The sequence below is a fragment of the Pseudomonas sp. SLFW genome (assembly GCF_009905615.1).
Classification (GTDB): domain Bacteria; phylum Pseudomonadota; class Gammaproteobacteria; order Pseudomonadales; family Pseudomonadaceae; genus Aquipseudomonas; species Aquipseudomonas bambusae.
On record NZ_JAAAKW010000013.1, the window covers coordinates 105,961 to 131,062 of the forward strand.

The window sequence follows — 25,102 nt, forward strand, 5'->3', positions numbered from 1 at the left end:
GATCGCGTCAATCATCAAATGAGGGTCACCCCTTCGGCGCTTGCTCGTAGAGCGGCATCACCTTTGGAATCGCTGCCTGCAACGAGGCAATCCGATTGGACGAAGCCGGGTGTGTGCTCATGAACTCCGGCTGCGACGCCCCCGCCTGAGCCTGCATCTTTTGCCACAGGGTGATCGCAGCGTTGGGGTTGTAACCGGCACGGGCCGACAGTTCCAACCCGATCAGGTCGGCTTCGTTTTCATTGGCACGGCTGTTCGGCAACGTCAGGCTGTAATTGACCACGGTGTCGGCCAGCGCCAGGCTGTCCTGCCCCAGACCGAGCAATGAGCCTGCGCCGGTCTTGGCCATCTGGATGCCATACGCCTTGGACATGGCTTCACGACCGTGCTCGCGCAAGGCATGGGCGATTTCATGCCCCATCACCGCCGCCAATTCGTCATCGCTGAGTTTGAGCGTATCGATCAAACCGCTGTACACGATGATCTTCCCGCCCGGGCCGCAGTTGGCGTTCAGCTCATCGCTCTTGATCAGGTTCACATCCCACTGCCACTGGGCGGCATCCGGACGCAGCTTCGGCGCCTGGGCGATCAGCCGCTGGGCAACGGCTTGCACGCGCTTGGCTTCGGCGCTGTCCTTATCCAACACACCCTTGGACGACGCCTCGCTGACCGTTTGCTGGTAGGACTGCGCGTACATCTGATTGACCTGATCCGTCGACAACATGCTGAACATGTACTGCTTGCGCTCGACGCCCACCGAATCTCCGCTGGTGGTGTTGACGGCTTGACAGCCTGCCACCAACAACGCGGCGCTCAGGGAACAGAGAGTAAAGGCCTTACGCATGTTGTATCTCCTTGGAAACAAGGCGCTCATCCTAGGCCGTACGCCCGGTGAGTGCCATATAGCAGCCGATTGCCATATAAATAGCGGTTAAAAATTCGCACATTTGTAACAGAGATAAAACATTCCCCTTAGTTCCTGCATCAGCGCTTCAAAAAGTTCGAAGGCCTTAGAAACCGTGGGCTGTGGGCGACATACCCAATTGCGACCTGAGCGATTCAAAAGCGGCCACTTCGTCGGTTTCGCCTCAATTAAGTGCGAGACAAGGCGATATCTCCTTCAGGCGTAATTCCACGTCCGGAGCCACTATGAAGTTCAAATCGATACAGTTTTCAGTTGCGGCACTGGCGGGTGCCATCGTGCTCAGCGTCGTGGCTGCCCTCGTGCTTTATTCCTTGTTTTCCGGGGCCCGAACTCAGGAACTGGTGGACAAGCGCACCACCGCACAATTCGAACAGGCTATCCAGCAGCGCCTGACCGCGATTGCGCGCACCCAGGCCAGTGAAATCCAGCGCGAACTGGAAGCGCCGCTGCACACCGCGGCCGGCCTCGCGACCATGAACGCCACGCTGGGCATGAAAGACAGCAAGGGCGAACCGCTGCTGAAAGTCAGCCGCGAGCAATTGCTCAACGTGCTGCACGAAACCGTCGTGCGGAACCCGAAAATTCTCGGTTCCTACATTGGCTGGGAAAAAGACGTGCTGGATCACAACGATGCCGCGTACGCCGAGACGCCCATCACCGGCGTCGATCCGAAGGACGGCCGCTTCATGGGCTGGTGGTATCGCAAGCCGGACGGCACGTTCAACCTGGAAAAACTCGCCAGCCTCGAAGACACCAAAATTCTCTCCACGGGCATTCGCTCCAGCGAGTACTACCTGTGCTCACGAGAAACCCGCAAACCCTGCGTGATCGACCCGGCCCCTTATAAAGTCGGCGACAAAATGGTCATGCTGTCGTCGTTCATCGAGCCGATCATGCTGGACGGCAAGTTTCAGGGCATCGTCGGCGCCGACCTGTCGGTGAACTTCATCCAGGACATGCTCGAAGGCGCTGATAAAAAGCTCTATGAGGGCGCCGGTGACATGGCGCTGATCGCCACCAACGGTCGACTGGTCGCCTACACCAAGGACACCAGCAAGCTCGGCGAGAAGGCCAGCGACATCCTCGATGCAAACGAAGTCGCGAACCTCAACACCATTACCAAAGGCGAAGTGCGTTACGACATCGACAAGGAGCACGGCCACATCGAGCTGTACATGCCGTTCGGGATCGGCGACACCGACGCGCGCTGGACCCTGATGATTCGCATGCCGGTCAGCGCCGTGATGGCCGACCTGCAAAAACTACAGGCTGACCTCGCGCACCAGCGTGAAACCGACATTTTTGGCATGACCATGGTCGGCTTGTTGATCGCCGCACTGGGGCTGTTGATTGTCTGGTTTGTGGGTCGCGGCATTGCGCGTCCGCTGAAACAGATGGTGGTGATGCTCGACGACATCGCCAAGGGCGAAGGAGACCTGACCCGTCGCCTGACCAGCGACCGTGCCGACGAACTCGGCGCGATTGCCACGGGATTCAACACCTTCCTGGGCAAGTTGCAGGTGATGATCAGCCAGGTGGTGACCTCGGTGCAGAAAGTCAGCGATTCGTCCGAACACACCGCCGACATCGCCATTCGCACCAACAAAGGCGTGCATAAACAGATGGCGGAGATCGATCTGGTCGCCACGGCCGTGCATGAAATGACCGCCACCGCTCAGGACGTCGCACGCAACGCCACTCAGGCCGCACAAGCCGCGAACCACGCGGATGATGCCGCCAATCAAGGCATGCGCATCGTCCACAACACCTCGAACTCCATCAGCGAACTGGCCGTGGAAATCGGCCGCGCCGTGGGCGTGGTGCAGACGCTGGCCAAGGACAGCGAGAACATCAACGCGATCCTGACGGCCATTCGCGGGATTGCCGAGCAGACCAATCTGCTCGCCCTCAACGCGGCAATTGAGGCGGCCCGCGCGGGCGAGCAAGGCCGAGGCTTCGCCGTCGTGGCCGATGAAGTGCGAAATCTGGCGCAGAAGACGCAACAAGCCACCGAAGAAATCCAGAGCATGATTCAGGCCCTGCAGACCGGCACGCGGCAAGTGGTCAAGGTCATGGAAGACAGTCAGACCAAGACCGACGAAAGCGTGGGCCATGCGGCGGAAGCAGCACAGGCGCTGGAAAGCATTACCAAGGCCGTGTCGGTGATCAACGACATGAACACCCAGATCGCCAGTGCCGCCGAAGAACAGAGCGCCGTGGCCGACGACATCAACCGCAATGTGATCAACATCGGTCAGGTCGCGAACGAGGTGGCGGGCGGTGCGGATGAGTCGAGCCAAGCGAGTGCCGAGTTGACCAAGTTGGCGGAGCAACAACGCCGGTTGATCAATCAGTTCAGGGTTTGATGCAAAAAATGCGGCGTGCCTGACCCGCCGCATTACTCACTGCAGGAGCGAATTCATTCGCGAAAAGGGGTCAGGCACCAGAGATGAGTCGGATGTACCGACCATTCGCGAATGAATTCGCTCCCACAGGGGGATGGCGTTTCCACAATTCCGGGTAGAAACCGGGAACGTTGGAGCCGCATGCCTTACAACGGCGTCAAACACTCCGGTGCATTGAGCTTCGGATCGTTCACCAGGTTTGCCAATGGCCGCTCACGCAGTTGCATCTGCGGCGCAGCCAGCAGCGATTGCAACGTCGGCATCGTGGCCTCGGGGTCGAGCCAGGCGGCCTGCCCTTCAGCATCGAGAATCAGCGGCCTGCGTTGACTCATTGCCGCTTGCGTCACCACCGCCACACTCAGGTACACGTGCCCCTCCACCGGATACGCTTCCCAGATCGCGGCAAAAAACAGCGCCGAACCTTCACCCGGCGTCAGCCAGAAAGGGCGCTTGCGCACCGTTCCACGCCATTCGTAAAAGCCATTCGCGGGCAGTAGACACCGTCGCTCACGAAACGCCTGACGAAACATCGGTTGTTCGGCCAGGGTTTCGGCCCGTGCGTGCGCTGGGGTTTTCGACATGTCCGTCAGCCAGGGCGGGGTCAGCCCCCAGCGTGCCCGCGCCAGTTCACGACCGCCCTCCTCGCCCTGCGCTGCCCGCATCATCAGCACCGAATCGGCAGGCGAAATGTTCCACTGCGCCTGCTGGTCTGCCGGGAATCCGGGCAAGGCCGCAAAAGCGGGCGTCCAACGAAACAGCGCATAACGTCCACACATGGGCTCAGGGCAACTCGTCTGTAAAGCAATTCAAATGACGCGGCGCCGGTTTCAGCACAACAACACGTCGGGGTAGCTGTCAGGTTCATCGCCCGACAACGGAAAGGCGCCATTGTACTCAGTGATCAACTGGCGCGCGCGTTCGGCCTGTTCATCGTCCACCGCCAGCCCCAACAGACCAAACACCGGCAATTCGCCGATCCCTCCCAATAGATGACGCCCGGTGATGTGGGACTCGATGCCTTCGCTGGCGAGCATGGACTGCAACAACTCCCCTTCCATCATGTTTTCCGGCTCGTAGATTTTGCGCATTATTCGTTCTCGGCACGGACTTCCAGGTCCCATTGCTCGCCATCGGTTTCCAGATGAAATTCGATCGGGCGACAGCACACGTGACAATCTTCTATGAAATGATGATCCCCCTCGGAGAGATCAAGAAGGGTCTCTCCCGGCTCGCCGCAATAGGGGCACTCGTAAGGCGCTGCTGGTTGTATTTCGTGCATCACAGTCTCCGAGAGCAGTTTTGCGTATAATCGCCGACTCGTTTGCAGGCCGGGTTTCATTCTTCAGTATTCGCCCGACCTACCATTACCCTAGCCGTTTCCAACAAGAGAGCATGATGGGCGAATTTGATGCCATCCGACCGTACGACGACACCGAAGTAAAAGCCGTACTCAATCGGCTGCTGGGTGACAAGGCGTTCCTCGCGATTCTCACGCATTTCCGTTTTCCACGTCTGGCCGGCTCCCTCGGCTGGATCTTGCAGCCCGCCATCGCGCGCAAGCTGCGTCGCCAGTTCGCGGGCATCGACTCGGTCGCGGCCTTGCAGGACAAGGTCGAACATTACGTTGACCATACGATCGAGCGCGCCACCGATGGTGTGACCTATACCGGCGTTGAGCAGTTCAAGTCCGGGATCGCCTATCTGTTTCTCGCCAACCACCGCGATATCGTGATGGACCCGGCCTTCGTCAACTATGCCGTGTACCACGCAGGCTTGCCGACGCCGCGTATCGCCATTGGCGACAACCTGCTGCAGAAGCCCTTCGTCAGCGACCTGATGCGCTTGAACAAGAGCTTCATCGTGCACCGCTCCATCGCCGGGCGTCGCGAGAAAATGGCGGCATACCAGTTGCTGTCGGCGTACATCAACCACTCGATCCGCAACGATTGCGCATCGATCTGGATCGCCCAGGCCGAAGGCCGCGCAAAGGACGGCGACGACCGCACTGAATCGGCGATCCTCAAGATGTTCCACATGAGCCGCAAGGACGAGCCGTTTGGCGAAGTGATTCAGTCGTTGAACCTAACGCCAGTGTCCATCAGCTACGAATACGACCCGTGCGATCACGCCAAGGCCCGCGAGCTGTTCATCCGCGCCACCACCGGCAGCTACACGAAAGCGCCGGGCGAGGACGACGTCAGCATTGCTTTGGGCATCACGGGCTATAAAGGCCGCGTGCACGTCAACTTCGCGCCGCCGATCACCGAAGTGTTCGAAGACACTAAGCAATTGGCGATTGAGATGGACAAGCAGATCCTCGGCGGCTATCGCCTGTTCCCGGTGCATTACCTGGCGTATGCGCAGTGGGCCGATGCCGATCCGAGCCTGAACGTGCCGACGGCCGCCGAGGTGTTTCCGGCGGATGAACTGGAGCGTGCGAAGGAGGAATGGCAGCGTCGTCTGGACGGCTGCCCTGAAACGCACCGGCCTTATCTGGTGCTGCAATACGCGACCCCAGTGCGCAATCAGTATCGGGTCAAGGCGGGATTGCCGCTCTGATGACTGTCCCATGAAAAAACGGCGCCTGATCAGGCGCCGTTTTTATTCCCGGCCATGGCACGCCGGCGATGCAAAACCTGTAGAAGCTCATTTGCACTGCGAAGCTGAGTCAGGCGCTCCTACAGTGGCTACCCATAGCCGTCAGATTTTCGTGCTCACCCACGACAACACCAACGCAAACGCCAGGCACCCGGCGCCGATCCGGTAGCTCTGGCGAATCAGGCGCAGCGTTGGCACGTCCATCAGGTGCATCGGCTCGTCGATCGGGGCTTGTTCGGTCAGGTTGTTGAGGTGCGCGGTTTCTCGCTGTTCACGGCTGCGCGTGGTGTACAGCAGCCAGATGCCAGGGCCCGCCGCCAGCAGCGCGAAAAGATTAATGACCATCCCGGGGGAGTGCTGGATGAGCGACATGGGGCCTCAATGGCACGCGATCGATGGCGCGCCGTTTCTTCGGTGGGATCTGCCGAATACGGTATCGCCTGTCACCTTAACGTCACCTGAACCGGTCACTGTGTAGCGCCTCGAACGCCCCCATTCAGACGCGGAGCCCGTCATGCTGCACGCCCACAACCAGGATCGCCTTTACCTCATTGCCTCCAGTGACGAGCAACAAGCCTTGATCGATGGCCTGGCGTTCAACGTGCAGGACCGTCATTGGCTGGTCTATTGCGCATTGGGCGGGCACCAGCACAACGACCTGCCTGAAGTGGACCTGGTGACCGGATTCAGCTTTCTTGATTTTTATCAGGCGGCATGAGATTGCCTCACGCCTGAAACACACGTCTGGCGAACGATCCGAAACCTGTGGGAGCGAATTCATTCGCGAAAAGGGGTCAGGCACCAGAGATGTGTCGGATGTACTGCCCTTTTCGCGAATGAATTCGCTCCCACAGATGTAGTCATGCATTCCCCCACAAAAAAGCCCCGGCATCTCGCGATACCGGGGCTTTTTCGTATCAACCGAAAGCGTTACTGACCCAGCTGGCGACCGATGGTCTGGTCCTGGAACACGCGGGTCAATGCGTCGCTGAGGACGTCGCCGATCAGCTTGGTGTTGGTCTCTTCATTCGGCGCCATGCCAAAACGCTGATCCAGCGAAGCGGCGTAACGGCCGTTGTAGCTGCGACCGTTGTTCTGCACATCCGCACGGAACGTCGCGCTGATGTTGGCTTCGGTCACGTACAGACCTTCCTTCGGCGACTGATACTTCAGTTCAGCCAAGGTCACGGTCAACTGAGGGCCATTGCCGCCCTGAACCGGCGTGAAGCCCAGCAAACGCACTGCTGCTTCGGCCTGGGCCTGCAGCTGCGGGACCAATTGCTGGCCGTTGACGGTGATCGAACTGGTTTCAGGGTACAGGCCGCCACGGGTTCCAAGGGTCTGCGAAGGACGACCATCGACCACGCGAACCGTCACTTGCTGACCGTGACCGACTGGCGCCAGTTGGGCATTCAGTTTCGGTTGCGGGTTAAGTGATTGCGGGCTGTGGGCGCACCCCACCAGCGTCAGACTGCCGACTGCAAGCAAACCGAACAAAACACGACGCAACATGCTCATCTCTCCATGGGCCAAGGCACAAATTGTGCCGCAGTATAACGACCTCCGGAGGTCGCTCACTAGCGTAAAGATACGACAAAGTGCCATCGTCCCGGTTCCCACCCTTCTGTTCGCCGGTCTGCCTCATCGATGACAGACATCATCGAGCACCACCAGCGTCACAGCCGTGTCATCGGCGCACGACATACTTTTCACAACCACCCAAACAAGGAGTCCTCGCGATGGACTTTCTCTGGTCTCTGTTCTCGCTACGCCGCCGTTATCGCCACTACGCTCGCCTGGACCACCTTGGCATCTGCCTGTCGTTCAAGCACTGCGCCGTTGCGCCGGAAGGGCACGGCTGGGTGGAAGTCCATGAACCGAAGCTGTGCTGGCTGCACCATCCATTGCCCGCCAGCGCCCGCGTCAGCCCGCGAGTACGCGCGATGACAGCCCGGCATTTGCTCAGCATCTGAACACGAGTTTCAACACGACATCCATTATCCGAATGAACGTCCTTCGCCCCCGGGGCGCCAGCTTGAAAAAAGTGTTATCCCTTTTTGAAAGTCAGGCCTGACTGCCCTTCTCCCGCGCGAATCCCCACCTACCGCCCCTCGTTCCGCTGTCGCCAGAATGCAAGGCTGAACACGGCCTATGATAGGCTGCCGACATTAACTCGCTACCCCCAAAGACAATGACGATGGGCTATTCAAATCAATTTTTCGAAGCGCTTGGCCTCAGCGGAGAGTTCGCGCAAGAGATCAAGTCAGCTGCTGAAAAAACAGGCATTCCTGTCGCACGACTCAACCATTACAACGAATCCAATACCCTGCCTTCCGGTGAAGACCTTAGAAAAATCGAAGAGCATTACGGCGTATCAGAGCTCCAGCTAAAACTGAAGACGGGCCGTATTGATAGAGAAGCGCTTGCCCTCATTCAGGCGCACTCGGAAGATATATTCAACATCATCGCCCCGGCCAAAGAACTTGCGCAACATCCCAATACTCCGGTTGAACCGGTGATGACCTCAGCCCTTGGCAAACTGTATCAACAAGACTGCCTGACGTTCTTACACAGCGTGGAGAGCGACTCTGTCGATCTCGTGTTCGCCGACCCGCCCTTCAATCTTGACAAACTCTACCCATCGAACATGGACGACAATATCAGGGAAGAGGAATACTTGAGCTGGACAGAACACTGGCTAAAGGAGTGCATCCGTGTGCTTGGACACGGCGGTGCGTTGTTCATCTGGAACCTTCCCCTGTGGAACAGCACGATCAGCACCTTCCTGCATGGCCGCCTCACGTTCAAGCACTGGATTTCGGTAGATATTAAATACAGCCTACCGATCAAAGGACGCCTGTACCCTTCTCATTATTCATTGCTCTATTTCGTCAAAGGTGAAAAACCTAACAAGCTGATCGCCGACAGGTTACCCACACAAACATGCCCAAGCTGTTTCGATAACCTCAAAGACTATGGAGGTTATAAACATAAGATGAACCCCCAAGGGATAAGCTTGACCGACGTGTGGACCGATATCCCTCCCGTCAGGCACGCGAAGTATAAAAAGCGGGCAGGCGCGAACGAACTGCCGGTTAAACTGCTGGACAGAATTATTGAGATGTCGACAAACCCGGGCGATACCGTCCTCGATCCATTTGGAGGATCAGGCACCACGTTCGTAGTCGCGGAGCTGAAGGGGCGTCGCTGGATGGGATGCGAGATAGGCCCATGCGATGACATCATCAATCGATTTGAAAGCATCGAGGAAGACAAACACAACCTTGAGGGTATCCGCTCAAACCTCAATCACCTGTACACCCCTCTGGTTAAAAAAGAGCGAGAAGCCCGAGGGCTCTGGACGGCCGAGTCAGCGGCAACAAAACATAAAGCCAAAACCGATGCCCTCCAGATACCGGGCGGGGTCGGCCCGCTTCAGTAAGCACTGTCGCAACCGTGCGCCTGCGGGCGTCCGCGCATGGCGCCGCTTCGGCCTGCCACACAGTTGAATCAAAGGTGTGACAAAGTGCTGGACGTCGATCCGTGCATGGTTATGTGTTGCGGCATCTTGCCCCACCACTCATAATCTCCCCCCGATTATAAGGACGTCTCCTGATCGGGCCTCGCAGCACCGCTGATCCACAAAATCAGCACCTTCGTAACGCCCACAGAGAGCCTTCCACACAGACATGTGCTGCCCGGTATGTCGCCTTGCGAGCGTGAGATGGTCGATGCACTCGAACCTTTCTTGCACACCATTGCCCACACTGGGTCCGAACCTGATCTGTCGGAGCTGCCATCGCGCAGCCCCTTTTTGAGGTTCGCGTCTCCAAAAGAGCGTGAAAAAAACGGGTTTTCACAACTTCACAAGAGTGTGGCGAGCAAATGAATAGTTACGCGTTTGTACATGCACCATTAGCGTCTGACCCAGCCCCCTTGCACAGGACCGACTGCCGCGCAGCCTCCACAACCGGAGCTTGAAGCCTGTCCGCTACGGATTTGGTTGCATGCCCCGGATGTCTTGACGATGGTCGAATGGCTGTCCAGGCCGAAAAATGAGTTCATGCTTTCCATAAAAGCATCAACCAGGCCCTCTCAAGGCGTGCGCTGACATGCAAAAAATTGCGAAGAATCGGACATGACGCTCCCGGTCGGGTGGTACGAGGCATTGCGCGATAACGCGCTGCCCGCCCCCGGCAACTGACCTCGGGATCTCATGCCGTCAATTTGGTGCAGCAGATTTTTGGAGACGCGTTAATGGCGCAGAACGAAGCAGTCGATGTGGTATTGGTCGGGGCAGGCATCATGAGTGCCACCCTCGCCGTACTGCTAAAGGAGCTCGACCCGAGCCTGAAAGTCGAGGTCGTCGAGCTGATGGATTCCGGTGCCGCCGAGAGTTCCAACCCCTGGAACAACGCCGGTACCGGCCACGCAGGCCTGTGCGAGCTGAACTACACGCCGGAAGCGGCGGACGGCTCCATCGACACCAAGAAAGCGATTCATATCAACACACAGTTTGAAGTCTCGAAGCAGTTCTGGGCCTACCTGGCTCGCAAGGGCACGTTCGGTTCTTCGCGCTCGTTCATCACGCCGGTTCCGCACCTGAGCTACGTCGAGGGCGAAAAAGGTGTGACCTACCTGAAAAAACGCTTCGAGGCGCTGAGCAAGCACCACGCGTTTTCTTCGATGGAATACACCGAAGACAAGGCCAAACTGGCCGAGTGGATGCCGCTGATGATGCCCGGCCGTCCTGCCGACCAGAAAATCGCCGCGACCCGTGTCATGCACGGCACCGACGTCAACTTCGGCAACCTGACCAACCAGCTGCTCAAGCACTTGTCGAGCGCGCCCGATGCGCAGGTCAAATACTGCAAGCGCGTGACCGGCCTGAGCCGTAAAGGCAACGGCTGGAGCGTGACCATCAAGGACGTCAACAGCGGCGGCACCCGCGAAATCGACGCCAAGTTCGTGTTCCTGGGCGCTGGTGGCGCGGCATTGCCGCTGCTGCAAATGTCCGGCATCGAAGAAGGCAAAGGCTTCGGCGGTTTCCCGGTGAGCGGCCAATGGCTGCGTTGTGACAACCCGGAAGTGGTCAAGCGCCACCAGGCCAAGGTGTACAGCCAGGCTGCAGTGGGTTCGCCACCGATGTCCGTGCCGCACCTGGACACCCGCGTTGTCGACGGCAAGACCTCCCTGCTGTTCGGCCCTTACGCCGGCTTCACCACCAAGTTCCTCAAGCACGGCTCGCTGATGGACCTGCCCTTGTCGATTCGCGCTGCCAACATCGCGCCGATGCTGGCCGTGGCCCGCGACAACATGGACCTGACCAAGTACCTGATCAGCGAAGTGCGGCAGTCGATGGAACAGCGTCTGGATGCCTTGCGTCGCTTCTACCCGGAAGCGAAAGCCGAAGACTGGCGCCTGGAAGTGGCCGGTCAGCGGGTGCAGATCATCAAGAAGGACCCGAAGAAAGGCGGCGTTCTGCAATTCGGCACCGAACTGGTCTCGGCCAAAGACGGTACCCTCGCGGCGTTGCTGGGTGCCTCGCCAGGTGCGTCGGTCACCGTTTCGATCATGCTCGACCTGATCGAACGCTGCTTCCCGGAAAAAACCAAAACCGAGTGGGCTGCCAAACTGAATGAAATCTTCCCGGCTCGCGAGAAAGCGCTGGAAACTGACGCGCAGCTGTATCAGCGTGTCAGCGCCGAAAGCGACGCGAGTCTGGATCTGGTTCCAAACAGTCCGGCAGCAACAAGCTTCGCGTGATTCAGAACCCTTTCTGAATCTGTGAACAACCTAAAGCCCCGCCCACGCAGCGGGGCTTTTGGTTTCTGCGTCAGGCCAACACGTCTTTAGAGCAAGTGTCTGTTGCCAGGCACGATAGAGCAGGAAATCAGGCGCGGGCTTTTTCGATCAGGTCAATGTAGTCCTGAGCGTTGCGTTGGTCCTTGATCAAGGCAATGAAGTCGTTGCCGTGCTCATCTTTGCCATCCAGGTCGTAGCCTGCTTCTTTGAAGAACACCAGAAAACGCTCAAAATCATCGACCCGCAGACCGCGGTAGCCTTTGATCAGCTTGTGCAGCGATGGCGACGTGGCATCGACCGGCTCAAAATCCAGGAACAGCTTGATCTGGGCGTCGCCGATTTCATCGCCAATCACCTGCTTCTTATCTTTACGCATTGCTGACTCCAACTGACTTGCGGGACATTTTCACGGGCGGGCAGTTTACCCCTCGCCCGGCCACTGGCTCAACGCGCGCGTACGCTGCCGGTGTGCAAGTCAGCCCAGACGTGGCCGTTGGCGTAGCTGAGGAACTGGCAATAGACCTTTTCGTTGCGAAGCAGGTCCACCAGCACCCGGTATTGGCTGGCGGGGTAGAAAAGGGTCAGGGTGCGGCTCGGTTCGTCATAGGCCGGTTTTTTCAGGCTTTTGCTTTCGCCGTCGAAATGAATCACCACCTCCGAAATCGTTGCGCCCTTGTTCATGGGTTTGCCTTTGAGGCGCAAACTCAGGGGCGAAGTGACAGGAATGGGCTGCTGATTCGATTGACGCTGGCTGCCGACAACGATCGTGTAGTCGGTGATCTGCAGCAATTGCTGCTGCTCGGGCTCGCCTTCGCGCACGGACAGTTCGTCAGGCGGGAGGTATTGGGCGTGCATGGGTTCGGCGAGTGCGGGGAGCGGCAGGGTCAACAGCAACATCAACGCAGCTTGACTACGAAACGATAACGTCATGGGTGCCTCCCGGAAAAAGTGGGATGCACTCTAGCATGTGAGCATCGTTCTTCTGCCGAACACTGCATAACCTGTGGGAGCGAATTCATTCGCTCCCACAGGGGTCAAGCGGGGCGTCTGTTACATCCCTTTTACCGCATAGATCCCGGCAGCGTTGCGCCAGTAGCCTTTGTAATCCATGCCATAACCGAAGATGTAGCGGTCGATGCACGGCAGGCCGACAAAATCGGCTTTCAAGTCAGGACGCGCCTTGCGGTTGTGGTCCTTGTCGATCAGCACAGCGGTGTGAACAGCGCTGGCGCCCGCGTGTTTGCAGAAATCGATGATCGCGCCCAGGGTGTGACCTTCGTCAAGGATGTCGTCGATGATCAGCACGTCACGGTCGATGAACGAGACTTCAGGCTTGGCCTTCCAGAACAACTCGCCGCCGCTGGTTTCATTGCGGTAGCGGGTGGCGTGCAGGTAAGACGCTTCCAGCGGGAAGTTCAGGTGGGTCAGCAGCTTGCCCGCGAAGATCAGACCGCCGTTCATCACGCAGAACACGACCGGGTTGCGGTCGGCCAACACGCTGTTGATTTGCTCGCCGACGCGGGCAATGGACGCCTCGACTTCGTCGTTCGTGTACAGGCAGTCAGCCTCGCGCATGACTTGACGGATATGATCGAGATCAGCGGACATGACGCTCTCCAAGGGGGGTGCTTAAGGAAAAGCGGGCAAAGGTACGCATCGGATCAGGTCAGGGCAAGTGTTTCTGGACTAACGTTGCACTTACGTCCCATTAATGTAAGAAACGCGAACCTAACCGGTAAGACAAGTTACAGCGTAATAGATTAATCTAAGCCGTTTTTTTTGCCCGCCCGCTGGAGCCTTCCCCTTATGTCCATTCGTGAGATCCGCCATCCGCTGATCCGTCACAAGCTCGGCCTCATGCGCCGTGCCGATATCAGCACCAAGAACTTTCGTGAACTGGCGCAGGAAGTCGGCTCGCTGCTGACCTATGAAGCGACCAAGGACCTGCCACTGGAAAGCTACGACATTGAAGGTTGGGCAGGCACCGTTCAGGTCGAGAAGATCGCGGGCAAGAAGATTACCGTAGTGCCGATCCTGCGTGCGGGCATTGGCATGCTCGAAGGCGTGCTCAGCCTGATTCCGGGCGCCAAGGTCAGTGCCGTGGGCGTAGCGCGCAACGAGGAAACCCTTGAAGCCCACACCTACCTGGAAAAACTCGCACCGGAAATCGACCAGCGTCTGGCGCTGATCATCGACCCGATGCTGGCCACCGGCGGCTCGATGGTCGCCACCATCGACCTGTTGAAAAAAGCCGGTTGCCGCGACATCCGCGCCATGGTCCTCGTGGCCGCGCCGGAAGGCATCGCCATCGTCGAGAAAGCGCACCCGGACGTGCAGATCTACACCGCGTCCATCGACCAGCGCCTGAACGAACACGGCTACATCATTCCGGGGCTGGGCGACGCCGGTGACAAGATTTTCGGCACCAAGCAAAAGGACGCCTGATGAAACAGGATGAGTTCAACGATCCACTGTGGCGCACCATCCTCTCGGGCGCCCAGATGCTGTTCGTGGCGTTCGGTGCGCTGGTGCTGATGCCGCTGATTACCGGCCTCGATCCCAACGTCGCGCTGTTCACCGCAGGCTTGGGCACATTGTGCTTCCAAGTGGTGACCGGGCGTCAGGTGCCGGTTTTCCTGGCCTCCAGCTTCGCGTTCATCACCCCGATCATTCTCGCCAAAGGCCAATTCGGCCTCGCTGCGACCATGGGCGGCGTGATGGCGGCGGGCTTCGTCTACACCTTCCTCGGCTTGGCCGTGAAGATCAAAGGCACGGGGTTCATCGACCGTTTACTGCCTCCGGTGGTGATTGGCCCGGTGATCATTTCCATCGGCCTGGCGATGGCGCCCATTGCCGCCAACATGGCCATGGGCCGTACGGGTGACGGCGCGGCCGAGCTGATTCCGTATCACACGGCCATCACGATTTCGATGGCAGCGCTGCTGACCACGTTGATCGTTGCCGTGTTCGGCAAAGGCATCTTCCGCCTGGTGCCAATCATCTCTGGCGTGCTGGTGGGCTTCGCGCTGTCGTTCTACTTCGGCGTGGTCGATGTGGCAAAAATCGCCGCAGCGCCTTGGCTGGACATCCCGCACTTCACAGCGCCGGAATTCAACTGGCAGGCGATCCTGTTCATCGTCCCTGTGGCGCTGGCCCCGGCCATCGAACACATCGGCGGCGTGATCGCGGTCGGCAGCGTGACCGGTCGCGACTACCTGAAGAAGCCGGGCCTGCATCGCACGCTGCTCGGCGACGGCATCGCGACCACGGTCGCAGGCGCGTTTGGTGGCCCGCCCAACACCACCTACGCCGAAGTGACCGGCGCGGTGATGCTGACCAAGAACTACAACCCGAAAATCATGACGTGGGCGGCGATCTTCGCCATTGCCCTGGCGTTCATCGGCAAGTTCGGCGCGCTGTTGCAGAGCATTCCAGTGCCGGTCATGGGCGGGATTTTGTGCTTGCTGTTCGGCTCCATCGCAGCGGTGGGCATGAACACGCTGATTCGCCACAAGGTCGATCTGGCCGAAGCGCGCAACCTGGTGATCGTCTCGGTGACGTTGGTGTTCGGCATCGGCGGCGTGCTGATCGGCACTGGCAACGGGCCTGACGATTTCGGCATGAAAGGCATTGCGCTGTGCGCAGTGACCGCGATCCTGCTGAACCTGATCCTGCCGGGCAATGACAGCTGGAAGAACAAGCATCTGGATGATCAGTTGCCGTAGTTTTTTCCCATGTGATGACTGTAGGAGCGTGGCTTGTCCCGCGACCGGCGACGTAGTCGTCGTAAACCCGGCGTCTGCGGTATGACAGGCATAACGCGTTGGCAGGTTTTACGGCGGGTTCCCCGCCGGTCGCGGGACAAGCCACGCTCCTACAGAACTGCCGAGCTCACACCATCGCAGGCGCACGCTCGCACAGCGTATTCAACGCCTTCGCCCAGTTCGGGTCGTCATTCAGGCACGGGATCAGCACCAACTCCTCTCCCCCCGCTTCCTTGAACTGCTCCGCCCCGCGATCGCCGATCTCTTCCAGCGTCTCGATGCAGTCCGCCACAAACGCCGGGCACATGACCAGCAACTTCTTCACGCCCTGCCCCGCCAGTTCGGCCAAGTGCGCTTCGGTGTAGGGTTCGATCCATTTGGCGCGTCCGAGCCGTGACTGAAACGACACCGACCATTTGCCATCGGGGATGCCCATCAGCTTGGCGAACTCGGCCGATGAGCGCATGCACTGCGCCCGGTAACAGACCGCCAGCACTTCGGGAGACGCCGTTTCGCAGCAGTTGCCGTTCTTGAAGCAGTGATTCCCAGTGGGATCGAGCTTGTTGATGTGGCGCTCGGGTAAACCGTGAAAACTGAGCAGCAGGTGATCGTAATCTTGTTCCAGATGTGGCCTGACGCTCTGCACCAGCGCGTCGAGGTACTCGGGCTGGTTGAAGAACGGCGGCAGCAGCGCCAGCTCGAAACTCAGCTTTTTCTCGTGAATCACACGGCGGGCCTCTTCGACGACGGTGGTCACCGTGCTGTCGGCAAACTGCGGGTACAGCGGCGCCAGCGTTACCTTCTTGGTGCCCTGCGCCGCCAGACGGGTCAATACCGTTCCAATCGACGGCTCGCCGTATCGCATCGCCAGCTCGACCGGGCCGTGTTTCCATTCCTTCGTCATCGCCTGTTGCAGACGCTTGCTCAACACAACGAGGGGCGAGCCTTCGTCCCACCAGATCGACGCATAGGCGTGGGCCGATTGCTCCGGGCGTTTGATCAGGATCAGCGACACCAGCAAGCGGCGCACCGGCCACGGCAAATCGATAACGTAAGGGTCCATCAGGAACTGATTGAGGTAGCGGCGAACATCCGCAACGTCGGTGGAGGCTGGCGAACCCAGGTTTACCAGCAGTAACGCGTGATCGGTCATGCAACACCTTGATGTCAGTGGCGGCCCAACAGGTCTTCCAGGGCCGCGTGCAGATCGGTGAATCGGAACGTGAATCCGGCTTCCAGCAACCGGTTCGGGCGAGCGCGCTGGCCGCCCAACAACAGAATCGACAGTTCGCCCATCAGGACCCGCAGCGCGATGGCCGGCATGGGCATGAACGCAGGACGGTGCAGAATCCCGGCGAGTGTCTTGGCGAAATCACGGTTACGAACCGGTGATGGCGCGCAGGCATTATAGGGGCCCTGTGCGTCCTCTCGGTTCAACAGAAAATCAATCGCGGCGATTTGGTCATCGATATGGACCCACGGCATCCATTGGCGTCCGTTGCCGATCGGTCCGCCCATGCCCATTTTGAACGGCGGCAACAGACGCTGCATCATCCCGCCGTCGCGGGCCAGCACCAGACCGGTTCGCAGTAACACCACGCGAATGCCAAAGACCTCGGCGCGCTGGGCCGTTTCTTCCCAGGCGATGCACAGGCGGCTGGCGAAATCTTCGCTGACGGGTTGCGAAGTTTCGTCCAACTCCCGCTCACCGCCGTCGCCGTACCAGCCCACGGCTGATCCCGAGATCAATACGCCGGGCTTTTGCTCGCGACGTTCAAGCCAGGTGATGAGTTGTTCGGTGAGGGTGATGCGGCTGTCCCACAGCAGCATTTTGCGCTTGCGGGTCCAGGGACGGTCGGCAATCGGGGCGCCGGCCAGGTTGATGACGGCATCGACCGGTTCGCTGCCAAGGTCATCGGGATGAGCGATGCCGCGCACGCTGGCACCGCACAGTCGCGGCACATCGTCGGGCTTGCGGCTCCAGACTGTCAGTCGATGGCCCTGATCGAGCCAGTGTCGGCACAGGCGACGGCCTATCAAGCCTGTACCGCCGGTCAGCAAGATGTGCATGAGTGTCTTCCTCGCGTGGCGTTCGTCGCAAATCGGTAGTCTATTTCTTCACAAACAACGCGCTTGTGAAGGGAGAGTAGGCCACGCTATAGAGAACGGCTTCTGAACCGTACGTTCGATTAATCCGTTCGCGCAGTTGAACGATTCCGAGCAGGCGTCACACTTAAGAACATCACACTCAAGATGGATCGCGAGGCGATCAACGTCCTGAACGTCGAGGGACGATAAGTTATACCGAAAAACAGCATTGTACAGGTTTTGACGTCGGCGTAGTCTGTGCAGACAAGGTAACGAGGCCCCTATGACTGTACCCATCGCAATCATCGGTACCGGTATCGCCGGACTCTCATCCGCCCGCGCACTGCAAGCTGCCGGGCATGGCATCCACCTTTTCGACAAGAGTCGTGGCAGCGGCGGACGCATGTCCAGCAAGCGCAGCGATGCGGGTGCCCTGGACATGGGCGCGCAATATTTCACGGCCCGTGATCGTCGCTTCGCCGCTGCGGTTCAACAGTGGCAGGCCGAAGGTCACGTCGCTGAATGGAAACCCAAGCTCTACAACTTTCAGAATGGCGCGCTGAGCCTGTCCCCGGACGAGCAAGTGCGTTGGGTTGGCACGCCGCGCATGAGCGCGATCACCCGGGCGATGCTCAGTGATATGCCCGTCACGTTCTCCTGCCGCATCACCGAGGTCTTCCGGGGCGAAGAGAACTGGCACCTGATCGACGCTGACGGCCGCAATCATGGGCCGTTCAGTCAGGTGGTCATCGCCATTCCCGCCCCTCAAGCGACAACGCTGCTGGCTGCGGCACCGAAGCTGGCAAGCGTCGTGGCCGGAGTGAAAATGGAGCCGACCTGGGCCGTGGCACTGGCGTTCGACACACCGCTGGACACCCCATTGGAGGGCTGCTTCGTACAGGACAGCCCCATCGACTGGCTCGCCCGCAACCGCAGCAAACCTGGACGCGACAGCACGATGGACACGTGGGTCTTGCATGCGACCAGCGCCTGGAGTCGTCAGCATCTGGACATGCCCCGCGAGCAGGTCATCGATCATCTGCACGGCGCGTTCGCCGAGCTGATCAACTGCGCGATGCCCGCCCCGGCGTTTACCCTCGCCCACCGCTGGCTGTACGCCAGACCGGCAGGCGGACGTGAAGTCGGCGCACTGTCCGATCCGGATCTGGGCCTTTATGTGTGTGGCGACTGGTGCCTGTCCGGGCGAGTCGAAGGGGCCTGGCTCAGCGGTCAAGAAGCTGCGCGCCGTTTGCTCGAACACCTCAAGTGAATCGCCTCAATCCACGCAAACTGCTGCTGTCGAAATGGACAGCAGCCCATCCTCGCCATCGCGAAAAACACTTTCTGGTGACCGAACTCTTCCGCGACGAAGAAGGCACGGTGCTGGAAATCGAACTGCAGGCGGTGCTGACCCAACGCAGCGAGCGTTTCCCCTGGCAAGCGTTGCAGGACGATGAACGCTGGTTGATGGGGTGGAAATAGCCTTGCAGCATTCCCTCTCTGTAGGAGTGAGCTTGCTCGCGAGGCGTCGACATAGTCAGCATCGCAGCGCCTGAAATAACGCATCGCGAGCAAGCTCACTCCTACAAGTCGCCAATAGCTGTACAAATCATTTGACTTGTACAACCTCAAACCTATGATGAACAGAAGTTGTACAGCGCTGTCAGTCTGTACAAGAAAGTTTATCGAGGTTTGTCTATGTCCGTACCCGCCGATCAATCGCCGGAACAGAAATCCAAGCCTAAATTGGGGGTGAGCGCCTGCCTGATGGGCGTTGAGGTTCGGTACAACGGCGGCCATAAAGAATCACACCTGCTGACCCGGGCGTTGCACGAATATTTCGATTTCGTCCCCGCGTGCCCTGAAGTCGCCATCGGCATGGGGATTCCGCGCGAGGCGATTCGGCTGGTGGGCGACCCGGAGCATCCGCAAGCCGTGGGCAGTGTCCACGAAGACATGAACGTGACCCAGCCGCTGGCCGATTACGGCGCGCACATGGCCGAAGAGATGAGCGACATCTGCGGCTACATCTTCATGCAGAAATCGCCGTCCTGCGGGCTGGAGCGGGTCAAGGTGTATCGCGACAACGGTGCGCCGTTCGATGCGGGCGGTCGCGGTATCTACGCCCAGGCATTCTGCGCCCGACACCCCAATCTGCCCGTGGAAGAAGACGGCCGCCTGAACGACCCGGTGCTGCGCGAGAACTTCATCACCCGCGTCTACGCCTACGCCGCCTGGCAACAGTTGCTGAAAGAAGGCGTTACCCGTCGCGCCCTCACCGAATTTCATTCCCGCTACAAATACCAACTGATGGCCAATGACCCGATTCAGTACAAGGCGTTGGGCAACCTGCTGGGCAACATGGGCCGCTGCGATCCCAACGACATCGCGCCGCGCTACTTCAGCGAACTGATGGCGGCCCTGAAAAAACCAGCCACGCGCCGTACCCACACCAACGTGTTGCAGCACATTTGCGGGTACCTGCGCGAAACCATCAGTGCCGCCGACAAGCAGGAAATCCAGACCGTCATCAACCAGTACCACCAGGGCATCGTGCCGCTGGTGGTGCCGCTGACGCTGCTCAAACACCACTTTCGCCAACACCCGGACCCGTACATCGCGCTGCAGGTGTACCTGCAACCGCATCCGGAAAACCTCAGCCTGCGTAACGCGATTTAAACCATGAAAGACATCGAACCGCTAAACGACACGCAGGATTACGCCCACGCCCTCGAAGAGGGTTGGCTCCCCATCCGCGAAGTGGCCCGCCTGACCGGGGTGAACGCCGTGACCCTGCGCGCCTGGGAGCGTCGCTATGGGCTGATCGTTCCCCATCGCACACCCAAGGGCCATCGCCTCTACAGCACGGCCCATGTGGAGCGGGTGCTGACGATCCTCACCTGGCTCAATCGTGGGGTGTCGGTCAGTCAGGTCAAGCAGTTGATCGACGATCAGCAGGCACCGCCGCCGAGCATCGAAAGTGATTGGGATCAGCTCCGGCAGACGCTCTTGCAAGCGATCACGACCCTGTCGGAACGGCGACTGGACGACACGCTTAATCAGGCCATGTCGCTCTACCCGCCGCGCACCCTCTGCGAGCAATTGTTGCTGCCGTTGCTGGCGACGCTGGAACAACGCTGGCAAGGCCAGTTCGGCGCCCAGTTGGAACGGGTGTTTTTCTATTCCTGGCTACGGAGCAAATTCGGGGCACGGCTTTACCACAACAATCGTCAAGTCAGCGGCGCCCCTGTGTTGCTGATCAATCAGTCCGATGTGCCACTCGAACCGCACCTGTGGCTGACGGCCTGGCTGGTGAGCAGCGCCGACTGCCCGGTGGAGGTCTTCGATTGGCCGGTGCCAGCGGGGGAATTGGGCCTGGCGTGCGAGCACCTCAAGCCGCGCGCGGTGCTGTTCTATTCCAGCAAGCCGCTGAACCTGAGCCAGCTCCCCCGCCTGTTGAACGCCATTGACTGCCCGAAATTGATTATTGGTCCGACCGTGCGCATCCATTCGGCCGAGTTATCCGTATCTGTCAGTGAGGTCGCCGGACTCACTCTGGCCGAAGACCCCTTGACCGCCCAGACCGCACTTCAACGTCTGGACATCATTTAAGGATTCAAGAGCATGCAATTGATCTGGCTGCGCACCGACCTGCGCGTACACGACAACACCGCCTTGAGCGCTGCGATGAAGCAGGGACCGACGCTGGCTGTGTACATGATCAGTCCCGCGCAGTGGCAGAGCCATGACGATTCGCCGAACAAAGTCGACTTTTGGCTGCGCAACCTTGAAGCCTTGAAGCACGAACTGAACGCCCTCAACGTCCCGCTGCTGATCGTGCACGCCAACACGTGGGACAAGGCGCCGAAAGCCCTGCTGGACCTGTGCACGGCCCACAACGTCGAGCATGTGCACGTCAACGAAGAATACGGTGTCAACGAAGATAACCGGGACAAGGCCGTCCAAGCGGCGCTTGATGAACACGGCATCGGCTTCACCCGTCACCTCGATCAGCTGTTCTTCCCGCCCGGGAGCGTGCTGACCAAGACCGGCGGTTACTTCAAGGTCTACACCCAGTTCCGCAAAGTCTGTTACCAGCGCTTGCACCATTCGATGCCGTCGGTGATTCGCTTGCCGAGCAAACAGTCGCCCGTGCATGTGAAAAGCGACGCCGTGCCTGATCACGTCAAAGGCTTCGCGGCACCCTCTGACGCGGTGCGCAAGCTCTGGCCTGCCGGTGAAGATGAAGCGCGCAAACGTCTTGAACACTTCACCGACGACCAGGTGCATTACTACAACGACGAGCGCGATTTCCCCGCCAAGCCTGGCACCAGCCAGCTCTCTGCGTACCTGGCGGCGGGCGTAGTGTCGCCCCGTCAGTGCCTGCATGCGGCCTTGCGCAGCAACAACGGCGAGTTCGAGACCGGCAACGTCGGCTCGGTGACCTGGATCAACGAGCTGCTGTGGCGCGAGTTCTACAAGCACGTCCTGGTCGGCTTCCCGCGTGTCTCCCGCCATCGCGCGTTCCGGCCTGAAACCGAAGCCTTGAAATGGCGTCACGCGCCCAAGGAGCTGGAAGCCTGGCAACAAGGCCGCACCGGGATTCCCATCGTCGATGCAGCAATGCGGCAATTGGTGCACACCGGCTGGATGCACAACCGCCTGCGCATGATCGTGGCGATGTTTCTGACCAAGAACCTGCTGCTCGACTGGCGTGAAGGCGAGCGGTTCTTCATGCAGCATCTGATCGACGGCGACCTGGCAGCGAACAACGGCGGCTGGCAATGGAGTTCGTCCACCGGCACGGATTCCTCGCCGTATTTCCGCATCTTCAACCCGCTGAACCAGTCCGAGCGATTCGACCCGGAAGGCCTGTTCATCAAGTATTGGGTGCCGGAGCTGAAAGACCTGAACAAGCGCGACATTCACGATCCGTCGTCCCTCGGCGGGCTGTTTGGCGTCGAAGGCTACCCCTCGCCCATCGTCAACCTGAAGGCCAGCCGCGAGCGCGCGCTCACGGCGTTCAAATCCCTGCCCCATCGACAAGCAGAGACTCAACACCATGAGTGAATTCCTGCGCGACTACGCCCGGCGCTTCGCCGAACTCGACAAAGACAACCTGCATCTGCTGGACGAGTTGTACAGCGCGGACATTGACTTCGCCGACCCGTTGCACGAGGTCCACGGCCTGCCCGAGCTGCACCGGTATTTCGCCGAGCTGTACGCCAACGTTCGGGATTTGTCGTTCGAGTTTCACGCCTTCGACCAAGTGCGCGAGGGCAAGGGCTATTTGCGCTGGACCATGACCTACCGCCATCCGCGCCTCAACCAGGGCGAGCCGATTGCCGTGCAAGGTTGCTCGCACCTGTTGTGGGCCGAGAACAAGGTGTTTCAACACCGCGACTATTTCGACGCAGGCGCGCTGCTCTATGAGCATCTGCCGGTGATGGGCCGCATGATCGGCTGGCTCAAAAGGAGGCTCGCATGACGCGCCGCATCTGGTTGACCGGCGCCAGCAGCGGGATTGGCCTGGCGCTCGCGGAAGAGCTGCTGAACGCCGGCCACGAGGTCGCGCTGACGGCCCGCAGCGTCGCGCCGCTGGAGGCACTGGAGCAGCGATTCCCCGATCAGGTACTGCTCGCACCCGGCGACGTCACCGACCTGCAACAGGTGACGGCGATTGGCGAACGCATCGCTCAGGTCTGGGGTGCGCTGGACACCGCGATCCTCAACGCGGGCACCTGTGAATACGTCGACACCCACCAATTCGACGCGCGGCTGGTCGAGCGGGTGGTGAAAACCAACCTCATCGCCACCTCGTATTGCGTTCAGGAAGCGCTGATTCTACTGCGCCTGGGCAAACGCCCTCACCTCGTCGGTGTCGCCAGTTCGGTGGCGTTTCTGCCGCTGACCCGCTCGGAAGCCTATGGCGCGTCGAAAGCCGGTTTGCGCTACCTGTTTCAGTCGCTGCGCATCGACTTGGCCCACGAAAACGTCGACGTCACGTTGATCAACCCCGGTTTCGTCGATACGCCGCTCACTGCGAAGAACGATTTCGCGATGCCGTTGCGCTGGTCTGCTCCAAAAGCCGCCCACTTCATTGCGCAGCGTCTGGAGAAAACCCGGCGCCCTCTGGAAATTTCCTTCCCGTTCCTGCTGATCCTCACGCTCAAGGCCATGGCGATTCTGCCCGGTCGTCTGCAACTGGCGCTGAGCAAACGCATGGTGCGCGCTTCTGGTTCGGCTCCCGGCCAACGCGAGGGCGCGCAATGAAGATCGCGATCATCGGCAGCGGCATTTCCGGCCTCACCAGCGCCTGGCTGCTCAACCGCGTGCATGACATTACCGTGTTTGAGGCTGACAGCTGGATCGGCGGGCACACGCACACGGTTAACGTGACGGTGAACGGCAAGACCCACGCGATCGACACAGGGTTCATCGTCTTCAACGACTGGACCTACCCCAACTTCATCAAGCTGCTCGGCAAGCTGGGCGTGGCGTTCAAACCCACCGAGATGAGCTTTTCGGTGTGCGATCCGCACAGCCAGACCGAGTACAACGGCAACAACCTCAACAGCCTCTTCGCCCAGCGCAGCAACCTGCTGTCGCCGACCTTCTGGGGCATGCTGCGGGACATTTTGCGCTTCAATAAACAGGCGTTCGCCGACCTGCAAAGCCAGCGCATCGCCGCCGACACCACCCTCGGCGCCTACTTGAAATCCGAAGGCTATGGCCAGCGCTTCACCGACCATTACATCGTGCCCATGGGCGCGGCGATCTGGTCGATGTCGTTGAAAGACATGCTGGGGTTTCCACTGCAATTCTTCGTGCGTTTCTTCAAGAATCACGGTTTGCTGTCCGTCAGCAACCGGCCGCAATGGTGCGTGATCGAAGGGGGCTCAAGCCGCTACATCGAGCCATTGACGGCCTCGTTCCGGGAACGCATTCGCCTGCGATGCCCGGTCAGCCGCGTCGAGCGCGACAGCGACGGGGTGACGGTGCACAGCGCCAGCGGCAGCGAGCGTTTTGACAAGGTGATTTTCGCCTGTCATAGCGATCAGGCCCTGGCGATGCTGGCCGAACCAAGCGCCAACGAGCGAGACATTCTCGGCGCCCTGCCCTACGCCGACAACGACGTGGTGCTGCACACCGACACCCGCCTGCTGCCCAAACGCCCGCTCGCCTGGGCCAGCTGGAATTACCGGCTAGGCGGCGCGGGCGATCAATCAGCCGCCGTCACCTACGCGATGAACATCCTGCAAGGCATCGACAGCGACACCACGTTTTGCGTCAGCCTCAACCAGACCCCGGCCATCGACCCGAGCAAGATTCTGGCGCGCTACCGCTACGCCCATCCGCAATACAGCCTCAACGGCATTGCCGCCCAAGCCCGCTGGCAAGAACTGTTTGGCGCGCAACACACCTATTACTGCGGCGCGTACTGGGCCAGCGGCTTTCATGAAGACGGCGTCGTCAGCGCGCTGCGCGTGGCGTCCGCCTTCGGAGAATCACTGTGA

At 59.7% G+C, this 25,102-nt stretch carries 27 protein-coding genes and 1 pseudogene; 17 read left to right on the forward strand and 11 right to left on the reverse strand.

Annotation, left to right across the window (positions count from 1 at the left end):
- Positions 1 to 25 precede the first annotated feature (25 nt).
- Complete coding sequence (locus GVN17_RS21295; protein WP_166597225.1) at positions 26 to 844, reverse strand: M48 family metallopeptidase; 819 nt, start codon at positions 842 to 844, stop codon at positions 26 to 28.
- 1,394 nt (positions 845 to 2,238) lie between these two features.
- Between GVN17_RS21295 and GVN17_RS30035 the strand changes: the two are divergent.
- Both GVN17_RS30035 and GVN17_RS30040 read left to right on the forward strand, forming a co-directional pair.
- A pseudogene (locus tag GVN17_RS30035) lies at positions 2,239 to 2,433 on the forward strand (HAMP domain-containing protein); the annotation flags it as partial.
- Between the two features lie 114 nt (positions 2,434 to 2,547).
- Entirely contained in the window at positions 2,548 to 3,291 is a 744-nt protein-coding gene (locus GVN17_RS30040) for a methyl-accepting chemotaxis protein (protein WP_371928595.1), read from the forward strand.
- Positions 3,292 to 3,476: 185 nt separating this feature from the next.
- Here the strand turns inward: GVN17_RS30040 and GVN17_RS21305 are convergent, their stop codons facing one another.
- Genes GVN17_RS21305 through GVN17_RS21315 form a run of 3 tightly spaced genes read right to left on the reverse strand, consistent with a single transcriptional unit; the run spans position 3,477 to position 4,609 of the window.
- Positions 3,477 to 4,106, reverse strand: a complete 630-nt coding sequence (locus GVN17_RS21305; protein WP_166597227.1) for an SOS response-associated peptidase — start codon at positions 4,104 to 4,106, stop codon at positions 3,477 to 3,479.
- A gap of 51 nt (positions 4,107 to 4,157) precedes the next feature.
- Positions 4,158 to 4,418, reverse strand: a complete 261-nt coding sequence (locus GVN17_RS21310; protein ID WP_166597228.1) for a DUF2007 domain-containing protein — start codon at positions 4,416 to 4,418, stop codon at positions 4,158 to 4,160.
- Entirely contained in the window at positions 4,418 to 4,609 is a 192-nt protein-coding gene (locus GVN17_RS21315; RefSeq protein ID WP_166597229.1) for a CPXCG motif-containing cysteine-rich protein, read from the reverse strand. The genes GVN17_RS21310 and GVN17_RS21315 overlap by 1 nt, the downstream gene beginning before the upstream one ends.
- Positions 4,610 to 4,725: 116 nt before the next feature.
- Between GVN17_RS21315 and GVN17_RS21320 the strand changes: the two genes are divergently transcribed.
- On the forward strand, positions 4,726 to 5,889 hold the full coding sequence (locus GVN17_RS21320; protein ID WP_178115752.1) for a 1-acyl-sn-glycerol-3-phosphate acyltransferase: 1,164 nt from the start codon (positions 4,726 to 4,728) through the stop codon (positions 5,887 to 5,889).
- 141 nt (positions 5,890 to 6,030) lie between these two features.
- On the opposite strand, the gene GVN17_RS21325 is transcribed toward GVN17_RS21320, so the two are convergent.
- Positions 6,031 to 6,300 carry a hypothetical protein gene (locus GVN17_RS21325; RefSeq protein ID WP_166597231.1) on the reverse strand — a complete coding sequence of 90 codons (270 nt, stop codon included), beginning with the start codon at positions 6,298 to 6,300 and terminating at the stop codon, positions 6,031 to 6,033.
- A 142-nt stretch (positions 6,301 to 6,442) separates the two neighbouring features.
- Between GVN17_RS21325 and GVN17_RS21330 the strand changes: the two genes are divergently transcribed.
- A complete protein-coding gene (locus tag GVN17_RS21330) occupies positions 6,443 to 6,646 on the forward strand; it encodes a hypothetical protein (protein WP_166597232.1) in 204 nt (67 codons plus the stop codon).
- 212 nt (positions 6,647 to 6,858) lie between these two features.
- On the opposite strand, the gene GVN17_RS21335 is transcribed toward GVN17_RS21330, so the two are convergent.
- The gene (locus tag GVN17_RS21335) at positions 6,859 to 7,440 is read right to left on the reverse strand and encodes a YajG family lipoprotein (RefSeq protein WP_166597233.1); all 582 of its coding nucleotides are present in this window, start codon (positions 7,438 to 7,440) and stop codon (positions 6,859 to 6,861) included.
- Positions 7,441 to 7,667: 227 nt separating this feature from the next.
- On the opposite strand from GVN17_RS21335, the gene GVN17_RS21340 reads away from it, so the two are divergent.
- From GVN17_RS21340 to mqo, 3 genes are all read left to right on the forward strand, one after another.
- A complete protein-coding gene (locus tag GVN17_RS21340) occupies positions 7,668 to 7,901 on the forward strand; it encodes a hypothetical protein (protein ID WP_166597234.1) in 234 nt (77 codons plus the stop codon).
- Positions 7,902 to 8,125: 224 nt separating this feature from the next.
- A complete protein-coding gene (locus GVN17_RS21345) occupies positions 8,126 to 9,370 on the forward strand; it encodes a DNA methyltransferase (protein WP_166597235.1) in 1,245 nt (414 codons plus the stop codon).
- A gap of 815 nt (positions 9,371 to 10,185) precedes the next feature.
- The gene (gene mqo / locus GVN17_RS21350; RefSeq protein WP_166597236.1) at positions 10,186 to 11,694 is read left to right on the forward strand and encodes a malate dehydrogenase (quinone); all 1,509 of its coding nucleotides are present in this window, start codon (positions 10,186 to 10,188) and stop codon (positions 11,692 to 11,694) included.
- A 127-nt stretch (positions 11,695 to 11,821) separates the two neighbouring features.
- Here mqo and GVN17_RS21355 read toward each other — a convergent pair whose 3' ends face one another.
- The 3 genes from GVN17_RS21355 to GVN17_RS21365 all read right to left on the reverse strand — a co-directional run bounded on the left by GVN17_RS21355 (position 11,822) and on the right by GVN17_RS21365 (position 13,341).
- Positions 11,822 to 12,109: a PA4642 family protein gene (locus tag GVN17_RS21355; protein ID WP_166597237.1), complete on the reverse strand. Its 288-nt coding sequence runs from the start codon at positions 12,107 to 12,109 to the stop codon at positions 11,822 to 11,824.
- Between the two features lie 68 nt (positions 12,110 to 12,177).
- Entirely contained in the window at positions 12,178 to 12,663 is a 486-nt protein-coding gene (locus GVN17_RS21360; RefSeq protein WP_166597238.1) for a hypothetical protein, read from the reverse strand.
- 120 nt (positions 12,664 to 12,783) lie between these two features.
- Entirely contained in the window at positions 12,784 to 13,341 is a 558-nt protein-coding gene (locus GVN17_RS21365; RefSeq protein WP_166597239.1) for a hypoxanthine-guanine phosphoribosyltransferase, read from the reverse strand.
- A 198-nt stretch (positions 13,342 to 13,539) separates the two neighbouring features.
- Between GVN17_RS21365 and upp the strand changes: the two genes are divergently transcribed.
- Positions 13,540 to 14,178, forward strand: a complete 639-nt coding sequence (gene upp / locus GVN17_RS21370) for a uracil phosphoribosyltransferase (protein WP_166597240.1) — start codon at positions 13,540 to 13,542, stop codon at positions 14,176 to 14,178.
- Positions 14,178 to 15,458, forward strand: a complete 1,281-nt coding sequence (locus GVN17_RS21375; RefSeq protein ID WP_166597241.1) for a uracil-xanthine permease family protein — start codon at positions 14,178 to 14,180, stop codon at positions 15,456 to 15,458. The genes upp and GVN17_RS21375 overlap by 1 nt, the downstream gene beginning before the upstream one ends.
- 166 nt (positions 15,459 to 15,624) lie before the next feature.
- Here the strand turns inward: GVN17_RS21375 and hemH are convergent, their stop codons facing one another.
- Positions 15,625 to 16,650, reverse strand: a complete 1,026-nt coding sequence (hemH, locus tag GVN17_RS21380) for a ferrochelatase (RefSeq protein ID WP_166597242.1) — start codon at positions 16,648 to 16,650, stop codon at positions 15,625 to 15,627.
- A gap of 14 nt (positions 16,651 to 16,664) precedes the next feature.
- Entirely contained in the window at positions 16,665 to 17,567 is a 903-nt protein-coding gene (locus GVN17_RS21385) for a TIGR01777 family oxidoreductase (RefSeq protein ID WP_166597243.1), read from the reverse strand.
- Between the two features lie 301 nt (positions 17,568 to 17,868).
- Between GVN17_RS21385 and GVN17_RS21390 the strand changes: the two genes are divergently transcribed.
- The 8 genes from GVN17_RS21390 to GVN17_RS21425 all read left to right on the forward strand — a co-directional run bounded on the left by GVN17_RS21390 (position 17,869) and on the right by GVN17_RS21425 (position 25,102).
- The gene (locus GVN17_RS21390) at positions 17,869 to 18,855 is read left to right on the forward strand and encodes an NAD(P)/FAD-dependent oxidoreductase (RefSeq protein WP_166597244.1); all 987 of its coding nucleotides are present in this window, start codon (positions 17,869 to 17,871) and stop codon (positions 18,853 to 18,855) included.
- Positions 18,852 to 19,067, forward strand: coding sequence for a TIGR02450 family Trp-rich protein (locus GVN17_RS21395; RefSeq protein ID WP_166597245.1), 216 nt, complete (start codon positions 18,852 to 18,854; stop codon positions 19,065 to 19,067). The genes GVN17_RS21390 and GVN17_RS21395 overlap by 4 nt, the downstream gene beginning before the upstream one ends.
- Before the next feature lie 216 nt (positions 19,068 to 19,283).
- The gene (locus GVN17_RS21400) at positions 19,284 to 20,264 is read left to right on the forward strand and encodes a DUF523 and DUF1722 domain-containing protein (protein WP_166597246.1); all 981 of its coding nucleotides are present in this window, start codon (positions 19,284 to 19,286) and stop codon (positions 20,262 to 20,264) included.
- 3 nt (positions 20,265 to 20,267) lie between these two features.
- Positions 20,268 to 21,197 carry a MerR family transcriptional regulator gene (locus tag GVN17_RS21405; protein WP_166597247.1) on the forward strand — a complete coding sequence of 310 codons (930 nt, stop codon included), beginning with the start codon at positions 20,268 to 20,270 and terminating at the stop codon, positions 21,195 to 21,197.
- A 12-nt stretch (positions 21,198 to 21,209) separates the two neighbouring features.
- Entirely contained in the window at positions 21,210 to 22,655 is a 1,446-nt protein-coding gene (gene phrB, locus GVN17_RS21410) for a deoxyribodipyrimidine photo-lyase (protein WP_166597248.1), read from the forward strand.
- Positions 22,648 to 23,073 carry a nuclear transport factor 2 family protein gene (locus tag GVN17_RS21415; RefSeq protein WP_166597249.1) on the forward strand — a complete coding sequence of 142 codons (426 nt, stop codon included), beginning with the start codon at positions 22,648 to 22,650 and terminating at the stop codon, positions 23,071 to 23,073. The genes phrB and GVN17_RS21415 overlap by 8 nt, the downstream gene beginning before the upstream one ends.
- The gene (locus GVN17_RS21420) at positions 23,070 to 23,858 is read left to right on the forward strand and encodes an SDR family oxidoreductase (protein ID WP_166597250.1); all 789 of its coding nucleotides are present in this window, start codon (positions 23,070 to 23,072) and stop codon (positions 23,856 to 23,858) included. Before GVN17_RS21415 ends, GVN17_RS21420 begins: the two co-directional genes overlap by 4 nt.
- On the forward strand, positions 23,855 to 25,102 hold the full coding sequence (locus GVN17_RS21425; RefSeq protein ID WP_166597251.1) for an NAD(P)/FAD-dependent oxidoreductase: 1,248 nt from the start codon (positions 23,855 to 23,857) through the stop codon (positions 25,100 to 25,102). The genes GVN17_RS21420 and GVN17_RS21425 overlap by 4 nt, the downstream gene beginning before the upstream one ends.

What these genes read in the sequence shown, in the direction of transcription:
- GVN17_RS21315 (WP_166597229.1), bottom strand. Translation starts at nt 4,609, where the DNA reads ATGCACGAAATACAACCAGCAGCGCCTTACGAGTGCCCCTATTGCGGC.
- GVN17_RS21360 (WP_166597238.1), bottom strand. Translation starts at nt 12,663, where the DNA reads ATGACGTTATCGTTTCGTAGTCAAGCTGCGTTGATGTTGCTGTTGACC.
- phrB (WP_166597248.1), top strand. Translation starts at nt 21,210, where the DNA reads ATGCAATTGATCTGGCTGCGCACCGACCTGCGCGTACACGACAACACC.
- GVN17_RS30040 (WP_371928595.1), top strand. Translation starts at nt 2,548, where the DNA reads ATGGCGGAGATCGATCTGGTCGCCACGGCCGTGCATGAAATGACCGCC.
- GVN17_RS21375 (WP_166597241.1), top strand. Translation starts at nt 14,178, where the DNA reads ATGAAACAGGATGAGTTCAACGATCCACTGTGGCGCACCATCCTCTCG.
- GVN17_RS21310 (WP_166597228.1), bottom strand. Translation starts at nt 4,418, where the DNA reads ATGCGCAAAATCTACGAGCCGGAAAACATGATGGAAGGGGAGTTGTTG.
- GVN17_RS21305 (WP_166597227.1), bottom strand. Translation starts at nt 4,106, where the DNA reads ATGTGTGGACGTTATGCGCTGTTTCGTTGGACGCCCGCTTTTGCGGCC.
- GVN17_RS21330 (WP_166597232.1), top strand. Translation starts at nt 6,443, where the DNA reads ATGCTGCACGCCCACAACCAGGATCGCCTTTACCTCATTGCCTCCAGT.
- GVN17_RS21335 (WP_166597233.1), bottom strand. Translation starts at nt 7,440, where the DNA reads ATGTTGCGTCGTGTTTTGTTCGGTTTGCTTGCAGTCGGCAGTCTGACG.
- GVN17_RS21365 (WP_166597239.1), bottom strand. Translation starts at nt 13,341, where the DNA reads ATGTCCGCTGATCTCGATCATATCCGTCAAGTCATGCGCGAGGCTGAC.
- GVN17_RS21420 (WP_166597250.1), top strand. Translation starts at nt 23,070, where the DNA reads ATGACGCGCCGCATCTGGTTGACCGGCGCCAGCAGCGGGATTGGCCTG.
- hemH (WP_166597242.1), bottom strand. Translation starts at nt 16,650, where the DNA reads ATGACCGATCACGCGTTACTGCTGGTAAACCTGGGTTCGCCAGCCTCC.
- GVN17_RS21325 (WP_166597231.1), bottom strand. Translation starts at nt 6,300, where the DNA reads ATGTCGCTCATCCAGCACTCCCCCGGGATGGTCATTAATCTTTTCGCG.
- GVN17_RS21385 (WP_166597243.1), bottom strand. Translation starts at nt 17,567, where the DNA reads ATGCACATCTTGCTGACCGGCGGTACAGGCTTGATAGGCCGTCGCCTG.
- GVN17_RS21405 (WP_166597247.1), top strand. Translation starts at nt 20,268, where the DNA reads ATGAAAGACATCGAACCGCTAAACGACACGCAGGATTACGCCCACGCC.
- GVN17_RS21415 (WP_166597249.1), top strand. Translation starts at nt 22,648, where the DNA reads ATGAGTGAATTCCTGCGCGACTACGCCCGGCGCTTCGCCGAACTCGAC.
- GVN17_RS21355 (WP_166597237.1), bottom strand. Translation starts at nt 12,109, where the DNA reads ATGCGTAAAGATAAGAAGCAGGTGATTGGCGATGAAATCGGCGACGCC.
- GVN17_RS21425 (WP_166597251.1), top strand. Translation starts at nt 23,855, where the DNA reads ATGAAGATCGCGATCATCGGCAGCGGCATTTCCGGCCTCACCAGCGCC.
- upp (WP_166597240.1), top strand. Translation starts at nt 13,540, where the DNA reads ATGTCCATTCGTGAGATCCGCCATCCGCTGATCCGTCACAAGCTCGGC.
- GVN17_RS21390 (WP_166597244.1), top strand. Translation starts at nt 17,869, where the DNA reads ATGACTGTACCCATCGCAATCATCGGTACCGGTATCGCCGGACTCTCA.
- GVN17_RS21345 (WP_166597235.1), top strand. Translation starts at nt 8,126, where the DNA reads ATGGGCTATTCAAATCAATTTTTCGAAGCGCTTGGCCTCAGCGGAGAG.
- GVN17_RS21400 (WP_166597246.1), top strand. Translation starts at nt 19,284, where the DNA reads ATGTCCGTACCCGCCGATCAATCGCCGGAACAGAAATCCAAGCCTAAA.
- mqo (WP_166597236.1), top strand. Translation starts at nt 10,186, where the DNA reads ATGGCGCAGAACGAAGCAGTCGATGTGGTATTGGTCGGGGCAGGCATC.
- GVN17_RS21340 (WP_166597234.1), top strand. Translation starts at nt 7,668, where the DNA reads ATGGACTTTCTCTGGTCTCTGTTCTCGCTACGCCGCCGTTATCGCCAC.
- GVN17_RS21320 (WP_178115752.1), top strand. Translation starts at nt 4,726, where the DNA reads ATGGGCGAATTTGATGCCATCCGACCGTACGACGACACCGAAGTAAAA.
- GVN17_RS21295 (WP_166597225.1), bottom strand. Translation starts at nt 844, where the DNA reads ATGCGTAAGGCCTTTACTCTCTGTTCCCTGAGCGCCGCGTTGTTGGTG.